Consider the following 21,889-nt stretch of genomic DNA (forward strand, 5'->3'; position numbering starts at 1 on the left):
AGCCCCTCACCCTAACCCCCTCCCTTTGGAAGAGGGCCGGGGTGAGAGGAAACTTAGCCGTTGGCCGCCGCTTTACGCAGGTCAAACACCCGGCAGGCTTTTCCCTCCGAGCGCGGGATGCTGCCGCAGTTCACGATCGTCACGTCGGTGGAAATCCCCACCATCGACTTAATGCGGTGGCGCAGCTGGTGGCACACCTGACAACGTTGCTCGTGGGTCAGCGTCAGACTGCTCTCTTTTAGCTCCACCTTCACGGAAAGTGAATCAAGATGTCCGCGACGGTTCACCTCCAACTGGTAGTGCGGCGAAAGATGTTCGAACTTCACGATCTCCTCTTCCAGCTGCGACGGGAAGACGTTGACGCCGCGGATGATCAGCATATCGTCGCTGCGGCCGCTGATCCGGTCCATACGGCGCATGCTGCGCGCGGTGGCCGGGAGCAGACGCGTCAGGTCGCGGGTGCGGTAGCGGATCACCGGCAGCGCCTCTTTGGTCAGCGTGGTGAACAGCAGCTCGCCCTGCTGGCCGTCATCGAGCGGCGTGCCGTCGTTCGGGTTGACGATCTCAGGGTAGAAATGATCTTCCCAGATGGTCGGGCCGTCGACGGTTTCGATACACTCCATCGCCACGCCCGGCCCCATCACTTCGGAGAGGCCATAAATATCCAGCGCGGTAATGCCTAAGCGTTTTTCAATTTCCCGGCGCATGGCCTGCGTCCACGGCTCGGCACCGAAGACGCCCACGCGCAGGGAACAGGTGCTGGCATCGCCGCCCATCTGGCGCTCCAGCTCTTCAATCAGGTTGAGGCAGTAGGATGGCGTCACCATGATCATGTCCGGCTGGAAATCACGGATCAGCTGCGCCTGTTTCTCCGTCTGGCCGCCGGACATCGGGATCACCGTCGCGCCTAAACGCTCGGCCCCGTAGTGCGCCCCCAGCCCGCCGGTAAACAGGCCGTAGCCATACGCCACGTGAATTTTGTCCTTCGCGCTGCCGCCCGCCGCGCGCAGGGAGCGGGCCACCAGGTTGGCCCAGTTATCAATGTCGCCCTGCGTGTAGCCGACAACGGTCGGTTTGCCGGTGGTGCCGGAAGACGCGTGAATGCGCACCACCTGCTCCATCGGCACGGCAAAGGTATCGAACGGATAGTTATCCCGCAGGTCCTGCTTGGTGGTGCACGGGAATTTGCGGATATCCGCCAGCTCTTTGAAATCGTCAGGGTGAACGCCCGCGGCGTCAAACTTGCGTTTGTACATCGGCACGTTGCTGTAGGCGTGATGCAGCGTCCATTTCAGACGCTCTGTCTGCAGCGCCTGTAACTCGTCAAGGGAGGCCGTTTCAATCGGATCAAGCTTTGTTGTATTTGTCATTGTAGGGTACTCACATTGTTTTTATGCTCAAACACGCTCAAGGATCATGGCAATGCCCTGACCCACACCGATGCACATCGTACACAGCGCGTAGCGCCCACCGCGTCGGTGCAGTTCATTACCCGCGGCCAGCGCCAGCCTGGCGCCGCTCATGCCCAGCGGGTGGCCCAGCGCAATCGCGCCACCGTTCGGGTTAACGTGCGCGGCATCATCCGGCAGGCCCAACTGACGCAGCACGCCCAGCGCCTGCGCGGCGAAAGCTTCGTTAAGCTCGATGACGTCCATATCGTTAATGCTGAGTCCGGCGCGCTCCAGCACCCTGCGGGTGGCCGGCACCGGGCCGAGCCCCATCAGACGTGGCTCCACGCCTGCCGTCGCCATCGCCACGATCCGCGTGCGCGGAACTAACCCCTGCGCCAGCGCCATCTTCTCGCTGGCGACGATCAGCGCCGCAGCGCCGTCGTTGACCCCGGAGGCATTCCCCGCCGTGACCACCCCGTTCTTACGGAACGGCGTTTTCAGCCCGGCAAGCTGTTCAAGCGTGGTGTCCGCCCGCGGATGTTCATCCACGCTGAACGCTGTGACCGCCCCTTTTTTACCCGGCACCTGCACCGGCACGATCTCCTGCGCCAGAATGCCGTTCTGCTGTGCCAGCGCGGTACGCTGCTGGCTGCGCAGGGCGAACGCGTCCTGATCGGCACGGCTGATATTTAACAATTCAGCTACATTCTCTGCCGTTTCCGGCATACTGTCAGTTCCGAATTGCTGATGCATGAGCGGATTCACAAATCGCCAGCCGATGGTGGTATCAAAGATCTCCGCCTGACGCTGAAACGCGGCGGTGGCTTTGCCCATCACGAACGGCGCACGGGACATCGACTCCACGCCGCCCGCAATCAGCAGGTCGCCGTCGCCCGCCTTAATGGCGCGCGCGGCAAAACCAATCGCGTCCAGCCCCGACCCGCACAGGCGGTTAATGGTGGTTCCGGACACCGTCTGCGGCAGCCCGGCCAGCAGCGACGACATGCGCGCCACGTTGCGGTTATCTTCCCCCGCCTGGTTCGCGCAGCCGAAGATCACGTCGTCAATCCGCTCCAGATCGAGCTGCGGATAGCGGGCCAGCAGCGCGCGCAGCGGCACGGCGCCGAGATCGTCAGTTCGAACGGCGGAAAGCGCGCCGCCGTAGCGGCCCACCGGGGTTCGAACGCCATCACAAATAAATGCGTCACGCATCAGGCCTCTCCTGTCACGCTGCCGCCAATGCGGTGAGATTTTCCGCGAAAAAGGGCGACGGTTTTCTGTTGCTGGTTCTGAATTTCAATGTCGTACACGCCGGTCAGCTTGCCCTGATGCTTCACCCGCGCGGTGGCGGTGAGCGTGTCCCCGGCGAAGCCCGGACGCAGAAAATCAATTGAGCAGCCGGAAGCCACCGCCGCCAGCCCCTGGCTGTTGCAGGCGTAGGCAAAGGCAGTGTCCGCCAGCGAAAACAGCTGCCCGCCGTGGCAGGTTTTGTGGCCGTTAAGCATCTGAGGGGTGATGGTCATGGTTACCACCGCGTAGCCCTCGTCCATCTCGACAATGTCCATCCCCATCGCCTGCGCGCAGGCGTCCCGTTCGTACATGGTGCGGGCGTTATGCCAGGCGTTATGACTCATAGCTACTCTCCAGAAGCGCGCGCTGGCGCAGCAGTGAACAGGGGCGATAGCGCTCTTCGCCGTAATGACGCTGCAGGTTCTCCAGCAGCGTCAGCAGGCGCTGCCAGCCCAGGCGCTCGCCCCAGGCGATCGGCCCGCTCGGGTAGTTCACGCCCAGGCGCATGGCCGTGTCGATATCCTTCTCGCTGGCGACCCCTTTTTGCAGGGCATCCAGCGCCTCGTTGGCAATCATCGCCAGCGTCCGCCAGATCAGCAGGCCGGGATAATCGGCAATTCGCACCACCCTGTGTCCCTGCTGCTGCAGGTAGCGGATGGCTTTTTGCGTCGCGGTATGCGGGTTGCTGGCGGCGGCGGCAATGACCGCCACGTCACGCTCGATGCGGTCGACAACCACCACCGGGCCGTTAAGCCGCAGCGCCAGCGCCTGCGCGGTCTCTCCCTGCGTTTCAATCAGGTACACATCATCAACTTCCGTGACACCGTCACGTCGCTTTTCCACGCGCATCGGGCTATAGCTGTCGTTCACCGACTCAACCCACTGCACGTCAGGTTTGTCGCCCTGCCAGTCGTACACGCCCTTCCCGCTTTTCTTGCCCAGCCTTCCAGCCAGCACCAGCTCCTGCTGCACCAGCGAAGGCAGAAAACGACGCTCCTGCCAGAAGGCGTTAAATACCGAGCAGGTCACCGCAAAATTTACGTCCTGACCAATCATGTCGGTCAGCTCCAGCGGCCCCATCGGGAAGCCGCCGCCTTCGCGCAGGGCGGCATCAATCACCTCCGGCGGCGCGACCTGCTCTTCCAGCGCGCGCCAGGCTTCAGAATAAAACGGACGCGCGACGCGGTTGACGATGAACCCCGGTGTTGACTGGCAGCGAACGGGCTGTTTGCCCCAGTTCAGCGCCAGCTCGCACAGCGCGTCGGCCACTTCCGGGGAGGTCGCCAGCCCGCTGACTACCTCCACCAGCTTCATTACCGGCGCCGGGTTAAAGAAATGCAGCCCTGCGACGCGCTCCGGGTGGTGGACGTCCGCCGCAATCGCCGTGACGGAGATGGAGGAGGTATTGCTGGTCAGCACCGTCTGCGGCGGGCAGATCTCAGCCATCTGGGCAAACAGCGCCTTTTTCACCTCCAGCCGTTCTGAGGCCGCTTCAATCACCAGATCGGCCGTGGAGAGCGCGTCGATATCCGTGACGGGAAGCAGCCGGGCAAGGGTCTGGCTCCCGGCATCGGCGGAGAGTTTTCCGCGCGTCACACGGGAGGCCAGACGCTGGCGGATCCCGTCGATGGCGCGTGATATCGCATCGCTGGAGATGTCATAGAGCAGCACCTGATGCCCGTGGCTGGCCGCCACTTCGGCAATCCCGGCACCCATCGTGCCGCTGCCAATCACGGCGACCGTACGTATGTTCAGCATCTTATTTCCCCGTAAAGTTCGGCGCGCGCTTCGCGAGGAAGGCGCTGACGCCCTCGCGGTAGTCGTCGCTGCGCCCGGCCAGCCGCTGATAGTCGCGCTCGAGATCGAGCTGAGCGTCCAGAGTATTGGTTTCCGCGGCGTTGATCGCCTGCTTGATCAGCCCCAGGCCGAAGGTCGGCTGCGACGCAAAATGCAGGGCCATCTGCTGTGCCGTGGTGGAGAGCTGCTCGTCATCCACCACCTGCCAGATCATGCCCCACGCCTGCGCCTGTTCGGCGCTGAGCTTGTCGCCGAGCAGCGCCAGCCCCATGGCGCGGGCGCGTCCGGCCAAGCGCGGCAGCAGCCAGGTGCCGCCGCAGTCCGGCACCAGGCCGAGCTTGCTGAAGGCCATCACGAAGCTGGCGGAACGCGCCGCAATCACCATGTCGCACCCGAGCGCCAGCGTGGCGCCCGCGCCCGCCGCCACGCCGTTAACGGCACAGATGACCGGCTTCGGCAGCTTTGCCAGGCGGCGCACCAGTGGGTTGTAGAAGGTTTCAACCGACATACCCAGATCCGGCGCCGGGCCGTTAGGGTCGACGTTGCGGTCGTTGAGGTCCTGACCGGCGCAAAAGCCGCGTCCTGCCCCGGTGATCAGCAGGCAGCGAACGGTGTCATCGCGCTCGGCCTGTTTCAGGCACTCGGCCAGCTGCCGATGCATCACGTCGTTAAAGCTGTTCAGACGCTCCGGACGGTTCAGCGTAATGGTCATCACGCCCTGTTCTACATGACTGAGAATAAATTCCACAATTAGCGTCCTTTAAAGTCGGGAGTGCGTTTTTGAAGGAAGGCGTTGATGCCTTCCCGGCGGTCTTCGGTGGTAGAAAGCAGCGTAAACAGCTGGCGCTCCTGGGCCAGACCGGCCTGAAGCGGCACCTCCTGAGACTGGCGCAGCGCCTGCTTCGCCGCCTGCAGCGCCAGCGGCGAGTGGCGCGCCATCAGGGCCGCCTGCTTCAGGGCATACTCCAGCGTCAGCGCCGCCGGGAAAACGTCGCTCACCAGCCCGGCGCTCAGCGCCTGCTCTGCGGTAATGCTCTCACCGGTCAGCACCATTTTGCTGGCCAGCGATTTCCCGACGCTACGGATAAGACGCTGGGTGCCGCCCGCGCCGGGCATAATGCCCAGTGTGATTTCCGGCAGGCCGAAACGGGCGTTGTCACCGGCCATCACCACGTCGCACAGCAGCACCAGCTCGCAGCCTGCGCCCAGCGCGAAGCCGTTCACGGCGGCGATCAGCGGTTTACTGAACGTATTGATGCGTGACCACAGGTGCGGGCGGATATCGTTCAGCGTGGCGGGCAGGTCTTTCTCCGCCATTTCGTTGAGATCGGCCCCGGCGGCAAAGCAGCGCTCGCTGCCGTAAATTACGCAGACGGAAATCTCGGCATCCACGGCGGCGGCCTCAAGCTGTTCCGCAAGCTGGGTCAACAGCACGTTGTTGAGGGCGTTGCGCGCCGCCGGACGGTTTAGCGTCAGCTGCAGCACGCGGCCATGACGGGTAACAATCAGTTCGCTCATGCCATCCCCTTCGCGTCGAAGTCGACGATCACGTCGGCGGTTAACGGCAGCGACTGGCAGCTCAGCACATACCCGGCCGCCAGCTCGTCCGGCTCCAGGCTGTAGTTGGTTGCCATGTCCACCTTCCCGCGCAGCACTTTGCATTTACAGGTGGCGCAGACGCCGCCCTTACAGGCATAAGGCAGATCCGCCCCCTGACGCAGGGCGGCATCGAGAATGCTTTCGTCGTCCGCCGTCAGGGTGATTTCACGGTCGCGCCCGTCCTGGCGAACGGTCACTTTTTGTCCATCAACCTGCACGTGCGCCGCGCGCTTAACGGTGATACCGGAGGTGTTAAAGCGCTCAAGGTGAATGGATTTGTCCGGCATCCCCAGCGCCTTCAGCGTGGCTTCCGCGTCGTCCATCATTGCGGACGGGCCGCAGATAAACGCCTCGTCGTACTGGCGGAAGTTGATCAGGGTTTTCGCCAGCGCCTGCAGCTTTTCCCCGTCGATGCGGCCATACAGCAGGTCGCTGTCGAGCCGCTCCTGGCTGAAGATGGAGACCAGCTGCAGGCGCTGCGGGTATTTGTCCTTCAGGTCCGCCAGCGCCTGGCGGAACATCATGCTCTGGCTGCTGCGGTTGCCGTAGATCAGGGTGAAATGGCTGTTCGGTTCGGTCTCAAGCGTCGCGGAGATAATTGCCAGCATCGGGGTGATCCCGGAGCCTGCCGCAATTGCCAGATAGTGGCCTTCGCGTTCGGCCCGCGGCTGGTAGCCAAACTGCCCCTGAGGAACCATTACCTCCAGCGCCATGCCCGCTTTGATCTCATCCCGGGCATAGCGGGAGAAGCGCCCGCCTTCAATCGCCTTGACCGCCACGCTGATTTCGCCCGGGGCTGCACTCCGGCAGATGGAGTAGCAGCGGCGCAGCTCGTCCCCGCCAAGCTTCGTTTTTAACGTCAGGTGCTGGCCGGGACGGAAGCGGTAGGCCTCCTGCAGCGCCTGCGGCACCGCAAAGGTGATGGTTACCGCGTCGCGGGTTTCGGGTTCCACTTTTGCCACTGTTAATGAATGAAACGTTGTCATGGCAGCCTCAAATACATTTGAAATAGTCGAAGGGTTCACGGCAGGAATTGCAGCGGTAGAGCGCTTTGCAGGCCGTCGAGCCAAATTCACTGATAAGCGCGGTGTCGGTGCTGGCGCAGCGCGGGCAGCTCACCTCCACCGGGGCGTGCGCGTGACAGCTATGCCCCACCGGCGGACTGATGCCGTACGCCCGCAGGCGCTCGCGCGCGTCGGGGGTCATCCAGTCGGTGGTCCAGGCGGGTTCAAGCTGGAGCACAATGTGCACCGTGGTAAAGCCGTGCGCGGTCATCGCCTCGCGGATCGCCCCCAGCAGGTGTTCCGTCGCCGGACAGCCCGAGTAGGTGGGCGTGAAGCCGATAACCCAACCTTCACCCTGCGCCTTCACGCTGCGCACCATGCCTAAATCGGTGATGGTTAACACCGGCACTTCCGGATCGGGGATCTGGCTTAACAGCGCCCAGATCTGCGGGATTTGCGCGGGCGCGATGTCGACGAGGCGTTGCATAGCGTTCTCCTTTACCACTGCTGACCGGGATACGCGCGCTGGAGATACTGCATTTCCGCCAGCATCGGGCCCAGATGTTCGGTATGGAGCCCCTGTTTGCCCCCGGTGCGGTACGCCACCTCGGCGGGCACCTGCAGGCAGGCTTCATTCAGACCGGCAAAGACTTCGCTTTCCCACGGCTGTCGCAGGAGGCGTGCGTCAACCGCCACGCCAGACTCAATCAGCGCCAGCTCGACGTCATCGGCTTCAAACAGCTCGGCCGTAAAACGCCACAGGCTGTCGATGGCCTGCTGCATTTTTTGCGCGGACGTTTCGGTCCCGTCGCCCAGACGCACCAGCCAGCCGCGGCTGAAGCGCAGGTGGTAGCGCGCCTCTTTAGCCGCTTTGGCGGCGATGGCCGCAAGCTGGCCGTCACTGCTTTGGGTCAGCCGTTCGTACAGCGCCACGTTCCAGGCATCCATCAGATACTGGCGGGCAATGGTGTCGGCGAAGCTGCCGTTCGGCTGCTCCACCAGCAGAACGTTGCGGAACTGGCGTTCGTCGCGGCCAAACGCCAGCGTGTCTTCATCGCCCTGGCCTTCCAGCTCCGCGGCATAGGTCAGGAAATTGCGCGCCTGCCCCAGCAGGTCGAGACCGATATTGGCGAGCGCGAGGTCGATTTCCAGCTCCGGCGCGTGGCCACACCAGGCGCCGAGACGCTGGGAAAGCACCAGACCGTTGTCGCCCAGACGCAGGGCATAGGCAGTCACTGAATTCATTGTTTGCCTCACATATGCTCGATGCCGTCGGGGATGGTGTAGAACGTCGGATGGCGGTAAACCTTGCTTTCTGCCGGGTCGAAGAACTCGCCGCTCTCTTCCGGCTGGGAGGCGACAATCTCGCTCGCCTTAACCACCCAGATAGAACAGCCTTCGCTGCGGCGGGTGTAGGCATCACGCGCGTTTTCCAGCGCCATGCGATCGTCGGCGGCATGCAGACTGCCAACGTGACGGTGGGATAACCCCTGTTTGCTGCGTACGAACACTTCGTACAGCGGCCAGTAGACATTGCTCATGGTTGTTTCCTCTTACGCGGCCTGACGGGCGCGCTGTTTTTCGGCGTGCGCCAGCGCGGCTTCCCGCACCCACGCGCCCTCTTCCCAGGCTTTACGTTTCGCGGCCAGGCGTTCGTGGTTGCAGATGCCGCGCCCGTTAATGACCTCGTCAAACTCCTGCCAGTCGATCTCGCCGAAGCGATAATGACCGCTCTCTTCATCAAAACGCAGGTCGGGATCGGGCACCGTCATGCCCAGCATTTCCACCTGCGGCACCGTGTTGTCGACAAAACGCTGGCGCAGCTCGTCGTTGCCGAAGCGTTTGATTTTCCACGCCAGGCTGCGGGCGCTGTTCGGCGAATTGTCGTCGTTCGGCCCGAACATCATCAGCGCCGGCCACCAGAAGCGGTTGATGGCATCCTGCAGCATCTGGCGCTGGGCTTCACTGCCCTGCGCCAGCGCCATGCAGGCCTCAAAGCCCTGACGCTGGTGGAAGCTCTCTTCTTTACAGATTTTCACCATCGCGCGGGCATACGGACCGTAGGAAGTGCGGCACAGCGCCACCTGGTTGACGATGGCCGCGCCGTCCACCAGCCAGCCGATCACGCCGATATCGGCCCAGCTCAGGGTCGGATAGTTGAAGATGGAGGAGTATTTCATCTTGCCGTCGAGCATCTTCTGGTAGATGTCTTCCCGCGCGCAGCCCAGCGTTTCCGCCGCGCTGTAGAGGTAAAGCCCGTGTCCGGCTTCGTCCTGCACCTTCGCCAGCAGGATCGCTTTTCGGCGCAGCGTCGGGGCGCGAGCGATCCAGTTCCCTTCCGGCAGCATGCCGACAATTTCGGAGTGCGCATGCTGGCCAATCTGACGGATCAACGTCTTACGGTAGGCGTCAGGCATCCAGTCCTGAGGCTCAATCGCCGTCTCCTGCGCTATGCGCTGCTCAAACCGTTGTTCTTGCGTCACGTCATCACCTTTATGATTCGTTAGTTTGCAAATTAAAGCGTAATGTTGAATCACTTTGTTTTTTAAAAGTTACACAAAGGTTAAATATAACCCCAAGAATTGTTTCCTGATTCTGTGACGTTGCTCGCAGGCCTTTTGCTGAAAGCCTTGATAAGCGGACCTTCGTATTCTGTAATTCATCCAGTCAGATCACATCATTAACAATTCATTAAAAACGCCGCTTGATTTTTATGATTCATGATTAAACCATTAATGAGTAAATTACGTAACATTTGGAGATAAGCGATGCAGCAGTTAGCCAGCTTCTTATCCGGTTCCTGGCAGTCTGGCCGGGGCCGCGAACGCACTATTCATCACGCCATCAGTGGCGAAGCGCTGTGGAGCGTGACCAGCGAAGGGCTGGACATGGCGGCCGCCCGCCGCTATGCGATTGATCGCGGCGGCGAAGCGCTTCACGAGATGACCTTTATCGAACGTGCGGCCATGCTGAAGGCGGTGGCAAAGCACCTGCTTAGCGAGAAAGAGACGTTTTATGCCCTGTCCGCACAGACCGGGGCGACTAAAGCAGACAGCTGGGTGGACATTGAAGGCGGGATCGGCACCCTTTTCACTTACGCCAGCCTGGGCAGCCGCGAGCTGCCGGATGACACCGTGTGGCCGGAAGACGAGTTAATTCCGCTGTCAAAAGAAGGCGGCTTTGCCGCGCGTCACGTCCTGACCTCGAAGTCCGGCGTGGCGGTGCACATCAACGCCTTTAACTTCCCCTGTTGGGGAATGCTGGAAAAGCTGGCCCCGACCTGGCTTGCCGGCATGCCCGCCATCATCAAACCCGCCACCGCCACCGCCCAGGTGACGCAGGCGATGGTGAAATCCATCCTCGACAGCGGGCTGGTGCCGGACGGCGCTATAAGCCTGATCTGCGGCGGCGCGGGGGATCTGCTCGACCAGCTCGACAGCCAGGACGTGGTCACCTTTACCGGCTCCGCCAGCACCGGGCAAAGCCTGCGCGTGCACCCGAATATCGTGGAGAATTCGATTCCGTTCACCATGGAGGCCGACTCCCTGAACTGCTGCGTGCTGGGGGAAGACGTCACGCCAGAGCAGCCGGAATTTGCCCTGTTCATCCGGGAAGTGGTCCGCGAGATGACCGCCAAAGCCGGGCAGAAATGTACGGCCATTCGCCGCATTATCGTCCCGCAGAGCCAGATTGACGCCGTGAGCCAGGCGCTGATTGCCCGCCTGGAAAAGGTGTTGGTGGGCGATCCGGCGCAGGAAGGGGTAAAGATGGGTGCGCTGGTCAACGCCGAACAGCGTGCGGACGTGCAGGAGAAAGTGGATCACCTGATCGCCGCAGGCTGCCAGGTCCGACTGGGTGGCAAAGCGGATTTGCAGGCCGCGGGCGCGTTCTTCCCGCCGACGCTGCTGTTCTGCCCGCAGCCGGATGAAACTCCGGCAGTCCACTCAACCGAAGCCTTTGGCCCGGTTGCGACGCTGATGCCGTATCGCAATGCACAGCACGCGATGCAGCTTGCCCGCGCGGGCGGCGGCAGCCTGGCGGGCACGCTGGTCACCGCAGACCTGGACATTGCCCGCGAGTTTATTATCGGAGCGGCGCGCGCCCACGGGCGTATTCAGATCCTCAACGAGGAAGCCTCGAAAGAGTCCACCGGCCACGGCTCCCCGCTTCCTCAGCTGGTGCACGGCGGCCCGGGTCGCGCGGGCGGCGGCGAAGAGCTGGGCGGCCTGCGTGCGGTGAAGCACTACCTGCAGCGCACCGCGATTCAGGGCAGCCCGACGATGCTGGCCGCCATCGGCAAGCAGTGGGTGCGTGGCGCAGCGGTGCAGGAAGATCGCGTGCATCCGTTCCGCAAATACTTTGAGGAGCTGCAGCCGGGCGACAGCCTGCTGACGCCGCGCCGCACCCTGACGGAAGCGGACATCGTGAACTTTGCCTGCCTGAGCGGCGATCACTTTTACGCCCATATGGACAAGATCGGCGCGGCAGAGTCGATCTTTGGCGAGCGCGTGGTGCACGGCTACTTCCTGATCTCCGCCGCGGCGGGACTGTTCGTTGATGCGGGCGTCGGGCCGGTGATTGCCAACTACGGCATGGAAAACCTGCGCTTTATCGAGCCGGTCAAACCGGGCGATACCATTCAGGTGCGTCTGACCTGCAAGCGCAAAACGCTGAAGAAACAGCGCAGTGCCGAGGAAAAACCGACCGGCGTGGTGGAATGGGCGGTTGAGATCTTCAACCAGCACCAGCAGGCCGTGGCGCTTTACTCCATCCTGACGCTGGTGGCGCGCCAGCAGGGAGATTTCAGCTAAGGTCCCCTCACCCTGACCCTCTCCCCAAAGGGAGAGGAATCCCTATAATTTTTTTAACCAGAAGCGATAAATTGCTTCAGGAAAATTAATGGCTTACAGCGATACCCTGGTCCGGCTGTAAATCGCCGAAGCGTTTCCGTAAGGCCGGGGCGAGGCGCAGGGATGCGCCGAGAGGGCGTGGCCTGCAGGGATGCAGGCTCATGCCCGACCCGATAGCCTGAAGGAATAAGCTGAGGGCACCGCGAAGCGGCGATTTACCGCCGGGAGCCCGGGTCGCCAGGGCGGCGGCGACTGAGCCGCCCTGGCACGTTCACTGGTCATGTCGTGACAGAGTAGCAAGGAACATGAAGTGAACGGAATGACCACTACAGCCGTATGTTCCCCCTCACCCCAGCCCTCTCCCTCAAGGGAGAGGGGGTCGCCTGTGCTGACATCATTTGTGGGGAGAGGAAATGGCCCGGCATGTGATTTATCCCCGCTCTTTTTTTAACCTGGCAAGGCTGACAAATAATCTGGCAGATGCAGGCAAACGCTTTTATCAGGCGCCTGTCAGGATAAGGCTGTCACAACACAATATACCCAAAAATCACAACAAGATGAGGTCTACGATGGGAAGCAATTCTTCTTTTTCTGCCCGTAGAACGGCACTGGCTATGGCCGTTGCGCTGTGTTGCGCCTGGCAATCCCCTGTTTTCGCCCACGGCAGCGAGGCGCATATGGTCCCGATGGAAAAAACGCTGCAGGACTTTGGCGCCGACGTGCAGTGGGATGATTACGCACAGATGTTCACCATTGCGAAAGACGGTGCCTTTGTGAAGGTCAAACCGGGCGCTAAAACCGCCATCGTCAACGGCAAAACCCTCAGGCTCGAGGTGCCGGTGGTGATGAAAGGCAAGAAAGCCTTTATTTCCGATACCTTCATCAACGATGTTTTCCAGTCCGGTCTTGACCAGACCTTCCAGGTTGAAAAACGCCCTCACCCGCTAAACGCGCTAACGGCGGACGAAATTAAGCAGGCCGTTGAGATTGTAAAAGCATCGGCGGATTTTAAACCGAATACCCGCTTTACCCAGATTGCCCTTGCAGAGCCAGAGAAAGCCGAAGTGTGGGATTTTGTGCTTAACGGTACGGCTGTGGATGCCCCGCGTCAGGCGAAGATCGTGATGCTCGATGGGAAGCACGTTATCGAAAGCCTGGTGGATCTGAAGGATAAAAAAATCCTGCGCTGGGAGCCGGTGAAAGATGCGCACGGCATGGTGCTGTTGGATGATTTCACTGCGGTACAGCAGATCGTTAACGAGAGTACGGAATTTGCCGAGGTGCTTAAAAAACACGGCATCACCGACCCGAAAAAAGTGATTACCACGCCGCTGACCGTCGGCTATTTCGACGGTAAAGACGGCCTGAAGCAGGAAGATCGCCTGCTGAAGGTGGTGAGCTATCTGGATGTAGGCGACGGCAACTACTGGGCGCACCCGATTGAGAACCTGGTTGCCGTGGTCGATCTTGAGCAGAAAAAGATCCAGAAGATTGAAGAAGGCGCCGTTGTTCCGGTCCCTATGACGCCGCGCCCCTACGATGGCCGAGATCGTATAGAAACGCCGAAAAAACCGCTCGACATCATCGAGCCGGAAGGTAAGAACTACACCATTACCGGCGATATGGTGCACTGGCAGAACTGGGATTTCCACCTGAGCCTGGACTCTCGCGTCGGTCCGATGATTTCAACCGTCACGTATAACGACAACGGCAAAAAGCGTCAGATTATGTATCAGGGGTCGCTCGGCGGGATGATCGTCCCTTACGGCGATCCGGACGTGGGCTGGTACTTCAAGGCCTATCTTGATTCCGGCGACTACGGCATGGGCACCCTGACCTCCCCTCTGGTGCGCGGGAAAGACGTGCCGTCCAACGCGGTGATGCTCAACGAAACCATCCCGGATTACACCGGCGCGCCGATGGAGATCCCGCGCGCGATCGCCATTTTCGAACGCTACGCGGGGCCGGAATATAAGCATCAGGAGATGGGCCAGCCTAACGTCAGCACCGAGCGCCGCGAGCTGGTGGTGCGCTGGGTGAGTACCGTGGGCAATTACGATTACATCTTCGACTGGGTGTTCCATGAAAATGGCACCATCGGCATTGACGCCGGTGCGACGGGTATCGAAGCGGTGAAAGGCGTGCAGGCGAAAACCATGCACGATGCCACCGCCAAAGACGATACAAAATACGGCACGCTGATCGACCACAACATCGTGGGCACCACGCACCAGCACATCTACAACTTCCGTCTTGATATGGACGTGGATGGCATCAACAACAAGCTGGTGGCTATGGATCCGGAAGTGAAGCCGAATACCGCCGGGGGTCCGCGCACCAGCACCATGCAGATCAATCAGTATGATATTGATACCGAGCAGCAGGCGGCGCAGAAGTTCGACCCGGGCACGATTCGCCTGCTGAGCAACACAAGTAAAGAGAACCGCATGGGTAACCCGGTCTCGTACCAGATCATCCCTTATGCGGGCGGTACGCACCCGGTAGCGACCGGCGCGAAATTTGCCCCGGACGAGTGGATCTACCATCGCCTGAGCTTTATGGACAAACAGCTGTGGGTGACCCGCTACCACCCTGATGAGCTCTACCCGGAAGGTAAATTCCCTAACCGCTCCGTACACGACACGGGCCTCGGGCAGTACAGCAAGGATAACGAGTCGCTCAACGATCGGGACGACGTAGTCTGGATGACCACCGGCACCACCCACGTGGCGCGCGCGGAAGAGTGGCCGATCATGCCAACGGAATGGGTGCATACCCTGCTTAAGCCGTGGAACTTCTTCGACGAGACGCCAACGCTCGGGAAGAAAAAAGACGAAAAATAACCACCCGCCGGGCAATAGCCCGGTTTTTTTTGCCCTGGCGTTTGAGGATCGTCCTGGCTTGCTTATAGTTACAGATATCTCATCGACATGATTTATCCCCCGGACGGGAAAGGGCTTTATGGAAAAAAGAAAAAAACCGTCGCTGGAACGGGCGACCTGGCCAACGCGCCATGCCATGGTCATGCACGGGCTGGCGATGAACCTGCCGTGGCTGGCCTTCGTCAATATCAGCTTCGCGGTGATGATTCTGCTGCGACACGTTCTGCTTAAGCCCAGCGATCCTCTTTATCCCCACTCGCCCCAGCTGACGAGAATGGTTGATGCCTCCATGCTCGGTATTATCATCCTCTCGGCCGCGCTGATCCTCATGGCCTGGCGGCGTATCGCCGGTATCAGCGTGGTCTTGTTTATCTGTAGCGCCATCTGGTCGGTATCCTGCTTCTGGTTTATCACCGAGCTGCTGCTCCCGCACGTCTGGCCGCTGTGCGTTATTCTGTTACTCGCCGGTTTGACGGCGCTCTATTTTTACCCTGAAGGGCTGCTCGCCTTTGTGCTCCCGCTCTGGATCACCCTGCCGATAGCAAGCTGGATAAGAAACGATGGCCTCAACCTACACTTCGTTGTTATCTGGAGCGTGTTTACGCTGATCCTGATCTGCGGGCGTTTCATTCTGCTGAGCTGGTTTGACGAAGCCTGGCGACGTAACCAGCAGAATCAGCTGCTGATTTCGCGGCTGGACGCGCTGGCGCATCAGGACCCGTTAACCAAAACCGCCAATCGCCGGAAAATGGAGGTGGTGCTGGAGAACGCGGTTGAGCAGAAAAAAACCTTCTCGGTGATCATGCTGGATATAGACTACTTCAAGCGCTACAACGATACCTACGGGCACCAGGCGGGCGACGACTGTCTGACGCGCGTGGCGCGCGTGCTGAAGCAGTCCGTGCGCACGCCTGACGATGTGGTGTCACGCTACGGTGGTGAGGAGTTCGTGGTCATCCTCTTCAATTGCCCGGCAAACATTGCGGAAAAGGTGGCCTTACGCATTCAGGACGGCCTGCGCGCGGAAGCCATACCACACAGCGCGTCAACCGTTAGCGACCATGTCACCGTGAGCATGGGGATTGCGAGCATGGCAGAAGGGTTAGCGGGCACCGAGATCATCGCCCGCGCCGATGCGGCGCTGTATCGGGCGAAGGAGGCCGGGCGGGATCGGTGGTCGCTGTAGATAAAAGCCGGGTGGCGGCTACGCCTTACCCGGCTTGCTTTTTAATACCGCACGCACACCGACTTGGTTTCACACCAGCCGTCCAGCCAGTCCGGGCCAAAATCGCGTCCGGTACCGGACTGCTTCATGCCGCCGAACGGCAGGTTGGCGTCGATCAGCGTATGGCTGTTCACCCAGACGGTGCCCGCCTGCAGCCGGTCGGTATACTCCAGCGCCTTGCTGATATTCTGCGTCCAGACGCTGGCCGTCAGGCCATATTCGGTGTCGTTTGCCAGCTGGAGCGCCTCTTCCCCGTCGGCGACGCGCACAAGGTTGACCACCGGGCCAAACACCTCTTCGCGGGTCAGGCGCAGCGAGGCATCCGGGTTGACCACCAGCGTAGGTGAAACGTAATAGCCTTTGCCTTCCGGCCCCCGGTTACCGACGATCAGCTCCGCGTGGCGCGACTTCGCCTCATCGAGGAAGGTCTGCACCTTGTCGCAATGTGCGCGCGACACCAGCGGGTTAATAAACGCTTCCGGCGACATGCCTGGCCCGACGCTCAGGGATTTCACCGCCTGTTCAAACCCGCTGACCAGCGTGTCAAACAGCGGCGCCTCAATGTAGATGCGCGAGCTCGCCGCGCACACCTGCCCCTGGTTCAGGAAGCTGCCGGTCATCAGGCCTTCGATCACCCACGCAGGGTCCGCATCCTTGAGCACAATTGCCGGGTTTTTACCGCCGAGCTCAAGGGTCACGCCGGTTAGCGTGTCCGCCGCCGCGCGGGCAATTTGCTTACCCGTCGCCGTTGAGCCGGTGAAGCTCACCTTAGCAATGTGCGGGTGCGAGGTCAGCGCCGCGCCACACACCGCGCCGCTCCCGGTCACCACGTTGAACACCCCATCCGGGATGCCCGCTTCACTGGCCAGTTCCGCCACGCGCAGCATGGTCAGCGGCGTGGTTTCAGACGGCTTAATGACGATAGAGCAGCCAGCTGCCAGCGCTGGCATCACTTTCCACATGCCGATCATCAGCGGGAAGTTCCAGGGCACAATCCCGGCCACCACGCCAACCGGCTCTTTACGCGTCCACGCCTGATAGCGGGCGCCCTGCGGCAACGGGATAGAAAGATCGAGAGTCTTACCCGAAATTTTGGTGGTCAGCCCGGCGGTATAGCGCATCCAGTTCAGGGTGCAGCCGACTTCAAACATACGGGAAATGTTGATGGATTTGCCCTGCTCCAGCGTTTCAAGCTGGGCCAGCTCCTCGCTGTGCTGTTCCACCAGATCGGCGAAATGGAGCAGGATCCGCTCGCGCTCCGCCGGGAGTTTTCCGGCCCAGGTGCGGGCCAAAAAGGCGCGCCAGCCGGACATGACGGCACGATCAACGTCGTCGACGCTGGCATCGGCAGTTGAGGCAATGACCTCGCCCGTGGCCGGGTTGAAGACGTTCAGCCGCTTTTCACTGTCCGACGCGGCCTGACGCCCTTCAATCCACAGGCCATGCTGTCGGTCTAAAAACTGCTGCACGGCAGGCTGAATAGCCACCTGTGATTCAGACATAGGATACTCCTTCGTTATTCTTCGCAGGGTGTTCATCCAGTCTAAGAGGGGTTTTGTATTCTCGCTTTTGTCTCTGTGACATTCGCTTTGCCACCTGTGACAGGCTCCGCAAATCGCGATAATTGCCGCTTATATCGCTGTTACCGGTGAGTGTTCTTTCCTATAGTCAGCCTCATAGCTCTGACAAAATGCAACACAAATGCAACAATGCGAAAACGTTGACGGTGCAGTGAGAGAAACGATGGCGTGTGCAAGCGAGCAGGAACAGTATCAGCATTGGCTGGCGCAAATTAACCAGGTTTGCGGGCGTTTTAACGCACAGCCCACCGAGGGTAAATTCTACGGCGAGCTGGAGACCAGCTATGCGCGCAGCCTGAAGCTCAGCACCGTGACCGCAGGCGGCGTTAACCTGTTCCGCTCCCGCCAGGAGATCGCTCAGAGTAACGATGCCTGGTTCTATACCGTATTCCAGCTCGAAGGGAGTGCGGAAATTGAGCAGGATGACCGTCGCGCGCTGCTCAAAACCGGTGATATCACGCTGATTGACGCGTCGCGTCCCTGTTCAATCAACTGGCAGGAAAAATCCCGCCAGATTTCGCTCCTGGTTCCGCGTCAGATTATTGAGCAGCAGTGTCGTTTCCAGGAGATAAGCTGCGCGACCGCCCTTTCCCGCACCTTACCCACGGTGCAGCTGAGCCATCGCCTGTTGATGGAGAGTATGAGCAATGCCGACCTGAGCGATCGTGAAAGTGAAGCCGCGCTCGAAGCGATGATCTGCCTGCTGCGTCCCGCTTTCCAGCAACGTGAAATCATTCAGCCGCGCAAGGAGCGCCAGTTCCAGCATGTGGTGGCGCTGATTGACGACCATATTCAGTCTGAATCGCTGCGTCCTGAATGGATTGCCGCCGAGAGCGGTATGTCCGTGCGCAGCCTCTACCGCATGTTTGCCGAAAAGGGGCTGGTGGTCGCGCAGTACATTAAAAACCGTCGCCTGGATCTCTGCGCGCAGGTACTGCGCACTGCAGGCGATGATGAAAAGCTGGCGGGCATTGGCTACAGCTGGGGCTTTACCGACCATAGCCATTTTTCAACGGCGTTTAAGCAGCGTTTTGGCGTCTCGCCGGGTGAATACCGCAGGCGCTACCGCTAGCTACTTTCTCAGCCATTTTCCGTTAATACCCTTCACGTACTCGCCCGGCTGCGCGCGGGAAACCAGTTTTTGCCCAGCCATTTTGGCCACTTCATCGACCGGCAAATTATTGCTGTCAGCCAGCTTCTGGTAGCTTTCCGTGCGCGCCGCGTTGATGCGATTGACCAGCGCCAGCGTTTCGGCATCCTGTTGAATCGGGGCCAGATAACCGCTGAGGGTTTCCCCCACGCGCCCCTGGGCCCGGGCATCGTTGAGGGTGAGCGTAGCCGCCTGTACGTTCATCCCCAGCGCCAGCAAAATCAGAGCTACTCGTTTCATGGCGTCCTCAGAACAGATCGCTGCGCGATTTCAGCAGGGTTTCGACGTCTTTATCGACCTTAATGTGGATCTCATGTTCGATTTTGACATTCATATTGATGGTAATCGGCTCCTTTGGCGCAGCGACTTCAATACGCGGCGTACAGCCGGTCAGTAGCGCGGCAACGGCAACGGTGAGCACACCAGCCATCTTTTTCATTGTTGTTCCTCACTTTCCTTGCCGGTCAAACTGCGGGGAGCAGGTATCGCCGCATGTTGCTCAAACCAGGTTTGCAGGTTGTCCCCAAAGCGCAGGCTACGCCAGAGGGTAAAGACATTCTCGTCATGGGTATAGTTCAGGTTGACGGAGCTGCTTTTGCCATCCACCCGGCTGTTCCCCTTGATGGTCGCCTGCATGGTCAACTCACCCAGATTATCTAAATTGATTCTCGTCCACGAACGCGAAATTTCCATATAGCGGAGCCAGTTAATCGCGGCACCCGCGACCATATTATCTTTGACGATGGCGTCGGCCGTATCTTTGTCGATGCGCAGCGTCATTGGGCCCGGGTTGGTGAGCCAGCCATCTTCAATGATCCATTTTTCATTGTCCAGCCAGAACGGCAGCGCCCCGCTGACTGGCCCCGACATGGCAAACTGTTTCGGATTAACGGCGCTAATCAGCTCGCTCGAAGAGATATTATCCACCCGCAGCAGGGCCGGATCGTGCTGCGGCATCCGCAGCTGCTGCATGGTGATCTTCCCGCCGAGGGTTTCCACCTTCACGTTGGTGAGCAGCAGCGGATTGTCCTCCGTCCAGGGATAGTCCCCCTGTAGATCGGCAGTAATGTTTCGTGCGGTCACGAGGTTTACCACTTCGCCGATACGCAGCGTCACCGGACCGCGCGTGCCCAGAGACCAGGTTCCGTCGCTGAAGCGGAACGGCAGCACAAAATCGACGCCGTTAATCTGGTTATCCGGCATCCAGGCGCTGCCGGATTTCAGCACGCCGTGCCCACCCGCTTCAAAACCCTGATCGGCCGCCGCCGAGAAAGCGACCTGCGCATACAGTTCCCCGTCGCGCAGCGTCATTTTCCAGTCCGGCGGGATCAGCGGCTGGAATACGGTGAGAGACTGTTTCGGCCACCAGGCCTGCCCGCGAAGGCGCACGCCATCCCAGCGCCCGTTTACCTGTACCGGACCGATTTTGTCCGCGTGGAGGTCGCCCTTAAACTGAAAAATAGTCGGGTCGCTGCCGTCGACGCTAAAGGTCAGGACCGATGGCGGCAACACGCTGCCGCCGGCGAAACGGGTTTGCCCGGCGTTAAGTGAGAGCGCACCGCTGAAGGTCGGTTTTTCGGGGTCACGCAACCATCGCACCGGTTGTTCCAGCACCAGGCGAGGCTTGCTGACCTCCATCGTACCGTACTGGAGCTTGTCAAAACCGGTGGAGAGCGCCGTCAGCTCAATAAGGTTGTCGCGCCATTCGCCTTTCCCGGCGACATCCCAGCGGGCATGCATCGGCGTAAAACCGCCTTTCCCCCAGTAGCGCCACTGCCACAGGCCGTTATCGGGTAAGAAGTCGCTGGCCTGACCGTCCAGGTGGAGTTCAAAATCGCCCATCTCGTTTTCATGGGCGCGCAGGATAGCCTGCAGACGGCCATCCACGCCCTTCTGGGTGAGCTTCACGCCCGCCAGCGGCCAGCGGATTTCATCGATATCGAGTGAATCAATGATGCGCCCGCGCGAGCGGAGCAGCGCGCCCGGCTCAAAGGCCAGCTGCGGTTCATACAGGCTGCCGGTCAGCGTTGCGGGCAATTTAGCGTAAAGAATGAGATCGTTTTGCTTTGCCTCGCCGCTCAGGTGCAGAGGCATGTCGCTGTTTTCCATGCTGAGCCTGCCTGGCCCGATCTTCAGTACCGCGTTGCCTTTCCCCGCATCACCGTGGGTAAGCACATTCAGCCGTCCGGTCAGGGTGGTTTTATCCAGCCCCTGCTGCCAGTTGTCGGCGCGAAGGGACACCCGCCCGCTCAGCGGCATACCCGAGAGATCCCAGTTCCAGCGCCCGTCGCTAATGTTCAGCTGTTCCGCCGTGATCTGCCACGGCAGGTCGAGCAGCGGATCGGGATTGTCCCGCGCCATCACCACCAGCTGTCCCTGATTGTCTTCCCAGTCCAGATCGGCATCGACCAGAGACGTCAACTGTGGCACGTTAAAGGTCGCGACCGCGTGGCCTTTCACCGGTACGCCATCCGGTACCAGCGGCAGGGTAAATTCGCCCACCAGCTTAATCGGCTGCGGCTGGTCCGGGAGCTGTACATCGAACTGGCTGACCGAGAGCGTCTGACCGCGAAGCGTGCCTTTAATGCTGACCTGCTCGCCTTTATAGGCAATCTCCTGACTGGACGGGGTCAGCGACGCACGCAGCTCGCCCTGCCACTGCTGCCAGGGAGAGAGCGTCAGACGGTGAATCGTGAGCCAGGTATTGGGTAATACTGCCTGCCATTGCGCGAGCGTTTTCGGGGCGACCGTTGAGGGCGCTGACTGGGGAATTTTGCTCAGACAGAAGGAATTTAAATCCAGCGCGCCGATATCCAGCTTCCAGCGGCTCGGATGTGACAGCGTCACGTTATCGATGCGGGCAATTTCGCAGTCTTCAACCAGATAGCGAAGATCGGGGATCACCAGCGCGTGGCGGGTCAGTTTCGGGCTTTCTTCGAACGCGATGCGCGTCCCCACGGGCAACCAGATCCCGGCGAGCGTCGGGACCCACTGGGCGAGCGTCATCAGCAGCGTCAGCGGCAACAGTATGAACAGCAGTAAAAGCGCAAGAGCGGCTTTGTATTTACCCTTCATGGGCAGTTAATATCCTGATTTAGCGAAAGAATTAAGCCGGCAGTGC

At 60.4% G+C, this 21,889-nt stretch carries 19 protein-coding genes; 4 read left to right on the forward strand and 15 right to left on the reverse strand.

Translation table 11 applies throughout. The features are described 5' to 3' along the window. Nucleotides 1–53: 53 nt before the first annotated feature. Genes paaK through paaA form a run of 11 tightly spaced genes read right to left on the reverse strand, consistent with a single transcriptional unit; the run spans nt 54 to nt 9,564 of the window. Nucleotides 54–1,370 (reverse strand): phenylacetate--CoA ligase PaaK, encoded by a 1,317-nt coding sequence (gene paaK, locus USH94_RS06190; protein WP_024908034.1) that lies wholly within the window; start codon nt 1,368–1,370, stop codon nt 54–56. A gap of 27 nt (nt 1,371–1,397) precedes the next feature. Then, nucleotides 1,398–2,603, reverse strand: coding sequence for a 3-oxoadipyl-CoA thiolase (pcaF, locus tag USH94_RS06195; protein WP_111964715.1), 1,206 nt, complete (start codon nt 2,601–2,603; stop codon nt 1,398–1,400). Next, nucleotides 2,603–3,025: a hydroxyphenylacetyl-CoA thioesterase PaaI gene (gene paaI, locus USH94_RS06200; protein ID WP_008502373.1), complete on the reverse strand. Its 423-nt coding sequence runs from the start codon at nt 3,023–3,025 to the stop codon at nt 2,603–2,605. Before paaI ends, pcaF begins: the two co-directional genes overlap by 1 nt. Beyond that, nucleotides 3,015–4,439 (reverse strand): 3-hydroxyacyl-CoA dehydrogenase PaaH, encoded by a 1,425-nt coding sequence (gene paaH, locus USH94_RS06205; RefSeq protein ID WP_111964716.1) that lies wholly within the window; start codon nt 4,437–4,439, stop codon nt 3,015–3,017. The genes paaI and paaH overlap by 11 nt, the downstream gene beginning before the upstream one ends. Nucleotide 4,440: 1 nt before the next feature. Continuing rightward, nucleotides 4,441–5,229, reverse strand: a complete 789-nt coding sequence (paaG, locus tag USH94_RS06210) for a 2-(1,2-epoxy-1,2-dihydrophenyl)acetyl-CoA isomerase PaaG (RefSeq protein ID WP_111964717.1) — start codon at nt 5,227–5,229, stop codon at nt 4,441–4,443. Then, a complete protein-coding gene (gene paaF / locus USH94_RS06215; RefSeq protein WP_111964718.1) occupies nt 5,229–5,996 on the reverse strand; it encodes a 2,3-dehydroadipyl-CoA hydratase PaaF in 768 nt (255 codons plus the stop codon). Before paaF ends, paaG begins: the two co-directional genes overlap by 1 nt. Then, nucleotides 5,993–7,063, reverse strand: a complete 1,071-nt coding sequence (paaE, locus tag USH94_RS06220) for a 1,2-phenylacetyl-CoA epoxidase subunit PaaE (RefSeq protein WP_111964719.1) — start codon at nt 7,061–7,063, stop codon at nt 5,993–5,995. Before paaE ends, paaF begins: the two co-directional genes overlap by 4 nt. Nucleotides 7,064–7,070: 7 nt before the next feature. Beyond that, a complete protein-coding gene (paaD, locus tag USH94_RS06225) occupies nt 7,071–7,568 on the reverse strand; it encodes a 1,2-phenylacetyl-CoA epoxidase subunit PaaD (RefSeq protein WP_111964720.1) in 498 nt (165 codons plus the stop codon). An 11-nt stretch (nt 7,569–7,579) separates the two neighbouring features. Then, complete coding sequence (gene paaC, locus USH94_RS06230; RefSeq protein WP_111964721.1) at nt 7,580–8,326, reverse strand: 1,2-phenylacetyl-CoA epoxidase subunit PaaC; 747 nt, start codon at nt 8,324–8,326, stop codon at nt 7,580–7,582. A gap of 8 nt (nt 8,327–8,334) precedes the next feature. Then, nucleotides 8,335–8,622 (reverse strand): 1,2-phenylacetyl-CoA epoxidase subunit PaaB, encoded by a 288-nt coding sequence (gene paaB / locus USH94_RS06235; protein ID WP_003857353.1) that lies wholly within the window; start codon nt 8,620–8,622, stop codon nt 8,335–8,337. Between the two features lie 12 nt (nt 8,623–8,634). After that, on the reverse strand, nt 8,635–9,564 hold the full coding sequence (gene paaA, locus USH94_RS06240; RefSeq protein ID WP_063616970.1) for a 1,2-phenylacetyl-CoA epoxidase subunit PaaA: 930 nt from the start codon (nt 9,562–9,564) through the stop codon (nt 8,635–8,637). Nucleotides 9,565–9,849: 285 nt separating this feature from the next. Between paaA and paaZ the strand changes: the two genes are divergently transcribed. From paaZ to USH94_RS06255, 3 genes are all read left to right on the forward strand, one after another. Continuing rightward, entirely contained in the window at nt 9,850–11,892 is a 2,043-nt protein-coding gene (gene paaZ, locus USH94_RS06245; RefSeq protein ID WP_111964722.1) for a phenylacetic acid degradation bifunctional protein PaaZ, read from the forward strand. Nucleotides 11,893–12,500: 608 nt separating this feature from the next. After that, nucleotides 12,501–14,774 (forward strand): primary-amine oxidase, encoded by a 2,274-nt coding sequence (gene tynA / locus USH94_RS06250; RefSeq protein ID WP_111964723.1) that lies wholly within the window; start codon nt 12,501–12,503, stop codon nt 14,772–14,774. Nucleotides 14,775–14,892: 118 nt separating this feature from the next. Continuing rightward, nucleotides 14,893–15,999: a diguanylate cyclase gene (locus USH94_RS06255; RefSeq protein ID WP_111964724.1), complete on the forward strand. Its 1,107-nt coding sequence runs from the start codon at nt 14,893–14,895 to the stop codon at nt 15,997–15,999. Between the two features lie 41 nt (nt 16,000–16,040). Here the strand turns inward: USH94_RS06255 and USH94_RS06260 are convergent, their stop codons facing one another. Continuing rightward, nucleotides 16,041–17,540 (reverse strand): aldehyde dehydrogenase family protein, encoded by a 1,500-nt coding sequence (locus USH94_RS06260; RefSeq protein WP_111964725.1) that lies wholly within the window; start codon nt 17,538–17,540, stop codon nt 16,041–16,043. Between the two features lie 241 nt (nt 17,541–17,781). On the opposite strand from USH94_RS06260, the gene feaR reads away from it, so the two are divergent. Beyond that, complete coding sequence (gene feaR, locus USH94_RS06265; RefSeq protein ID WP_111964726.1) at nt 17,782–18,690, forward strand: transcriptional regulator FeaR; 909 nt, start codon at nt 17,782–17,784, stop codon at nt 18,688–18,690. On the opposite strand, the gene USH94_RS06270 is transcribed toward feaR, so the two are convergent. Genes USH94_RS06270 through USH94_RS06280 form a run of 3 tightly spaced genes read right to left on the reverse strand, consistent with a single transcriptional unit; the run spans nt 18,691 to nt 21,843 of the window. After that, complete coding sequence (locus USH94_RS06270; RefSeq protein WP_111964727.1) at nt 18,691–19,008, reverse strand: YdbL family protein; 318 nt, start codon at nt 19,006–19,008, stop codon at nt 18,691–18,693. A 7-nt stretch (nt 19,009–19,015) separates the two neighbouring features. After that, nucleotides 19,016–19,207, reverse strand: a complete 192-nt coding sequence (locus tag USH94_RS06275) for a YnbE family lipoprotein (protein WP_014169918.1) — start codon at nt 19,205–19,207, stop codon at nt 19,016–19,018. Next, nucleotides 19,204–21,843, reverse strand: coding sequence for a YdbH family protein (locus tag USH94_RS06280; RefSeq protein WP_111964728.1), 2,640 nt, complete (start codon nt 21,841–21,843; stop codon nt 19,204–19,206). The genes USH94_RS06275 and USH94_RS06280 overlap by 4 nt, the downstream gene beginning before the upstream one ends. Nucleotides 21,844–21,889: the final 46 nt, after the last annotated feature.

Source organism: Enterobacter sp. 148H3, from assembly GCF_034107425.1.
Classification (GTDB): domain Bacteria; phylum Pseudomonadota; class Gammaproteobacteria; order Enterobacterales; family Enterobacteriaceae; genus Enterobacter; species Enterobacter vonholyi.

Bases quoted from the DNA above. Each gene is read 5' to 3' on its own strand.
- paaK (WP_024908034.1), bottom strand. From the start codon at position 1,370: ATGACAAATACAACAAAGCTTGATCCGATTGAAACGGCCTCCCTTGAC.
- pcaF (WP_111964715.1), bottom strand. From the start codon at position 2,603: ATGCGTGACGCATTTATTTGTGATGGCGTTCGAACCCCGGTGGGCCGC.
- paaI (WP_008502373.1), bottom strand. From the start codon at position 3,025: ATGAGTCATAACGCCTGGCATAACGCCCGCACCATGTACGAACGGGAC.
- paaH (WP_111964716.1), bottom strand. From the start codon at position 4,439: ATGCTGAACATACGTACGGTCGCCGTGATTGGCAGCGGCACGATGGGT.
- paaF (WP_111964718.1), bottom strand. From the start codon at position 5,996: ATGAGCGAACTGATTGTTACCCGTCATGGCCGCGTGCTGCAGCTGACG.
- paaE (WP_111964719.1), bottom strand. From the start codon at position 7,063: ATGACAACGTTTCATTCATTAACAGTGGCAAAAGTGGAACCCGAAACC.
- paaD (WP_111964720.1), bottom strand. From the start codon at position 7,568: ATGCAACGCCTCGTCGACATCGCGCCCGCGCAAATCCCGCAGATCTGG.
- paaC (WP_111964721.1), bottom strand. From the start codon at position 8,326: ATGAATTCAGTGACTGCCTATGCCCTGCGTCTGGGCGACAACGGTCTG.
- paaB (WP_003857353.1), bottom strand. From the start codon at position 8,622: ATGAGCAATGTCTACTGGCCGCTGTACGAAGTGTTCGTACGCAGCAAA.
- paaZ (WP_111964722.1), top strand. From the start codon at position 9,850: ATGCAGCAGTTAGCCAGCTTCTTATCCGGTTCCTGGCAGTCTGGCCGG.
- tynA (WP_111964723.1), top strand. From the start codon at position 12,501: ATGGGAAGCAATTCTTCTTTTTCTGCCCGTAGAACGGCACTGGCTATG.
- USH94_RS06255 (WP_111964724.1), top strand. From the start codon at position 14,893: ATGGAAAAAAGAAAAAAACCGTCGCTGGAACGGGCGACCTGGCCAACG.
- USH94_RS06260 (WP_111964725.1), bottom strand. From the start codon at position 17,540: ATGTCTGAATCACAGGTGGCTATTCAGCCTGCCGTGCAGCAGTTTTTA.
- feaR (WP_111964726.1), top strand. From the start codon at position 17,782: ATGGCGTGTGCAAGCGAGCAGGAACAGTATCAGCATTGGCTGGCGCAA.
- USH94_RS06270 (WP_111964727.1), bottom strand. From the start codon at position 19,008: ATGAAACGAGTAGCTCTGATTTTGCTGGCGCTGGGGATGAACGTACAG.
- USH94_RS06275 (WP_014169918.1), bottom strand. From the start codon at position 19,207: ATGAAAAAGATGGCTGGTGTGCTCACCGTTGCCGTTGCCGCGCTACTG.
- USH94_RS06280 (WP_111964728.1), bottom strand. From the start codon at position 21,843: ATGAAGGGTAAATACAAAGCCGCTCTTGCGCTTTTACTGCTGTTCATA.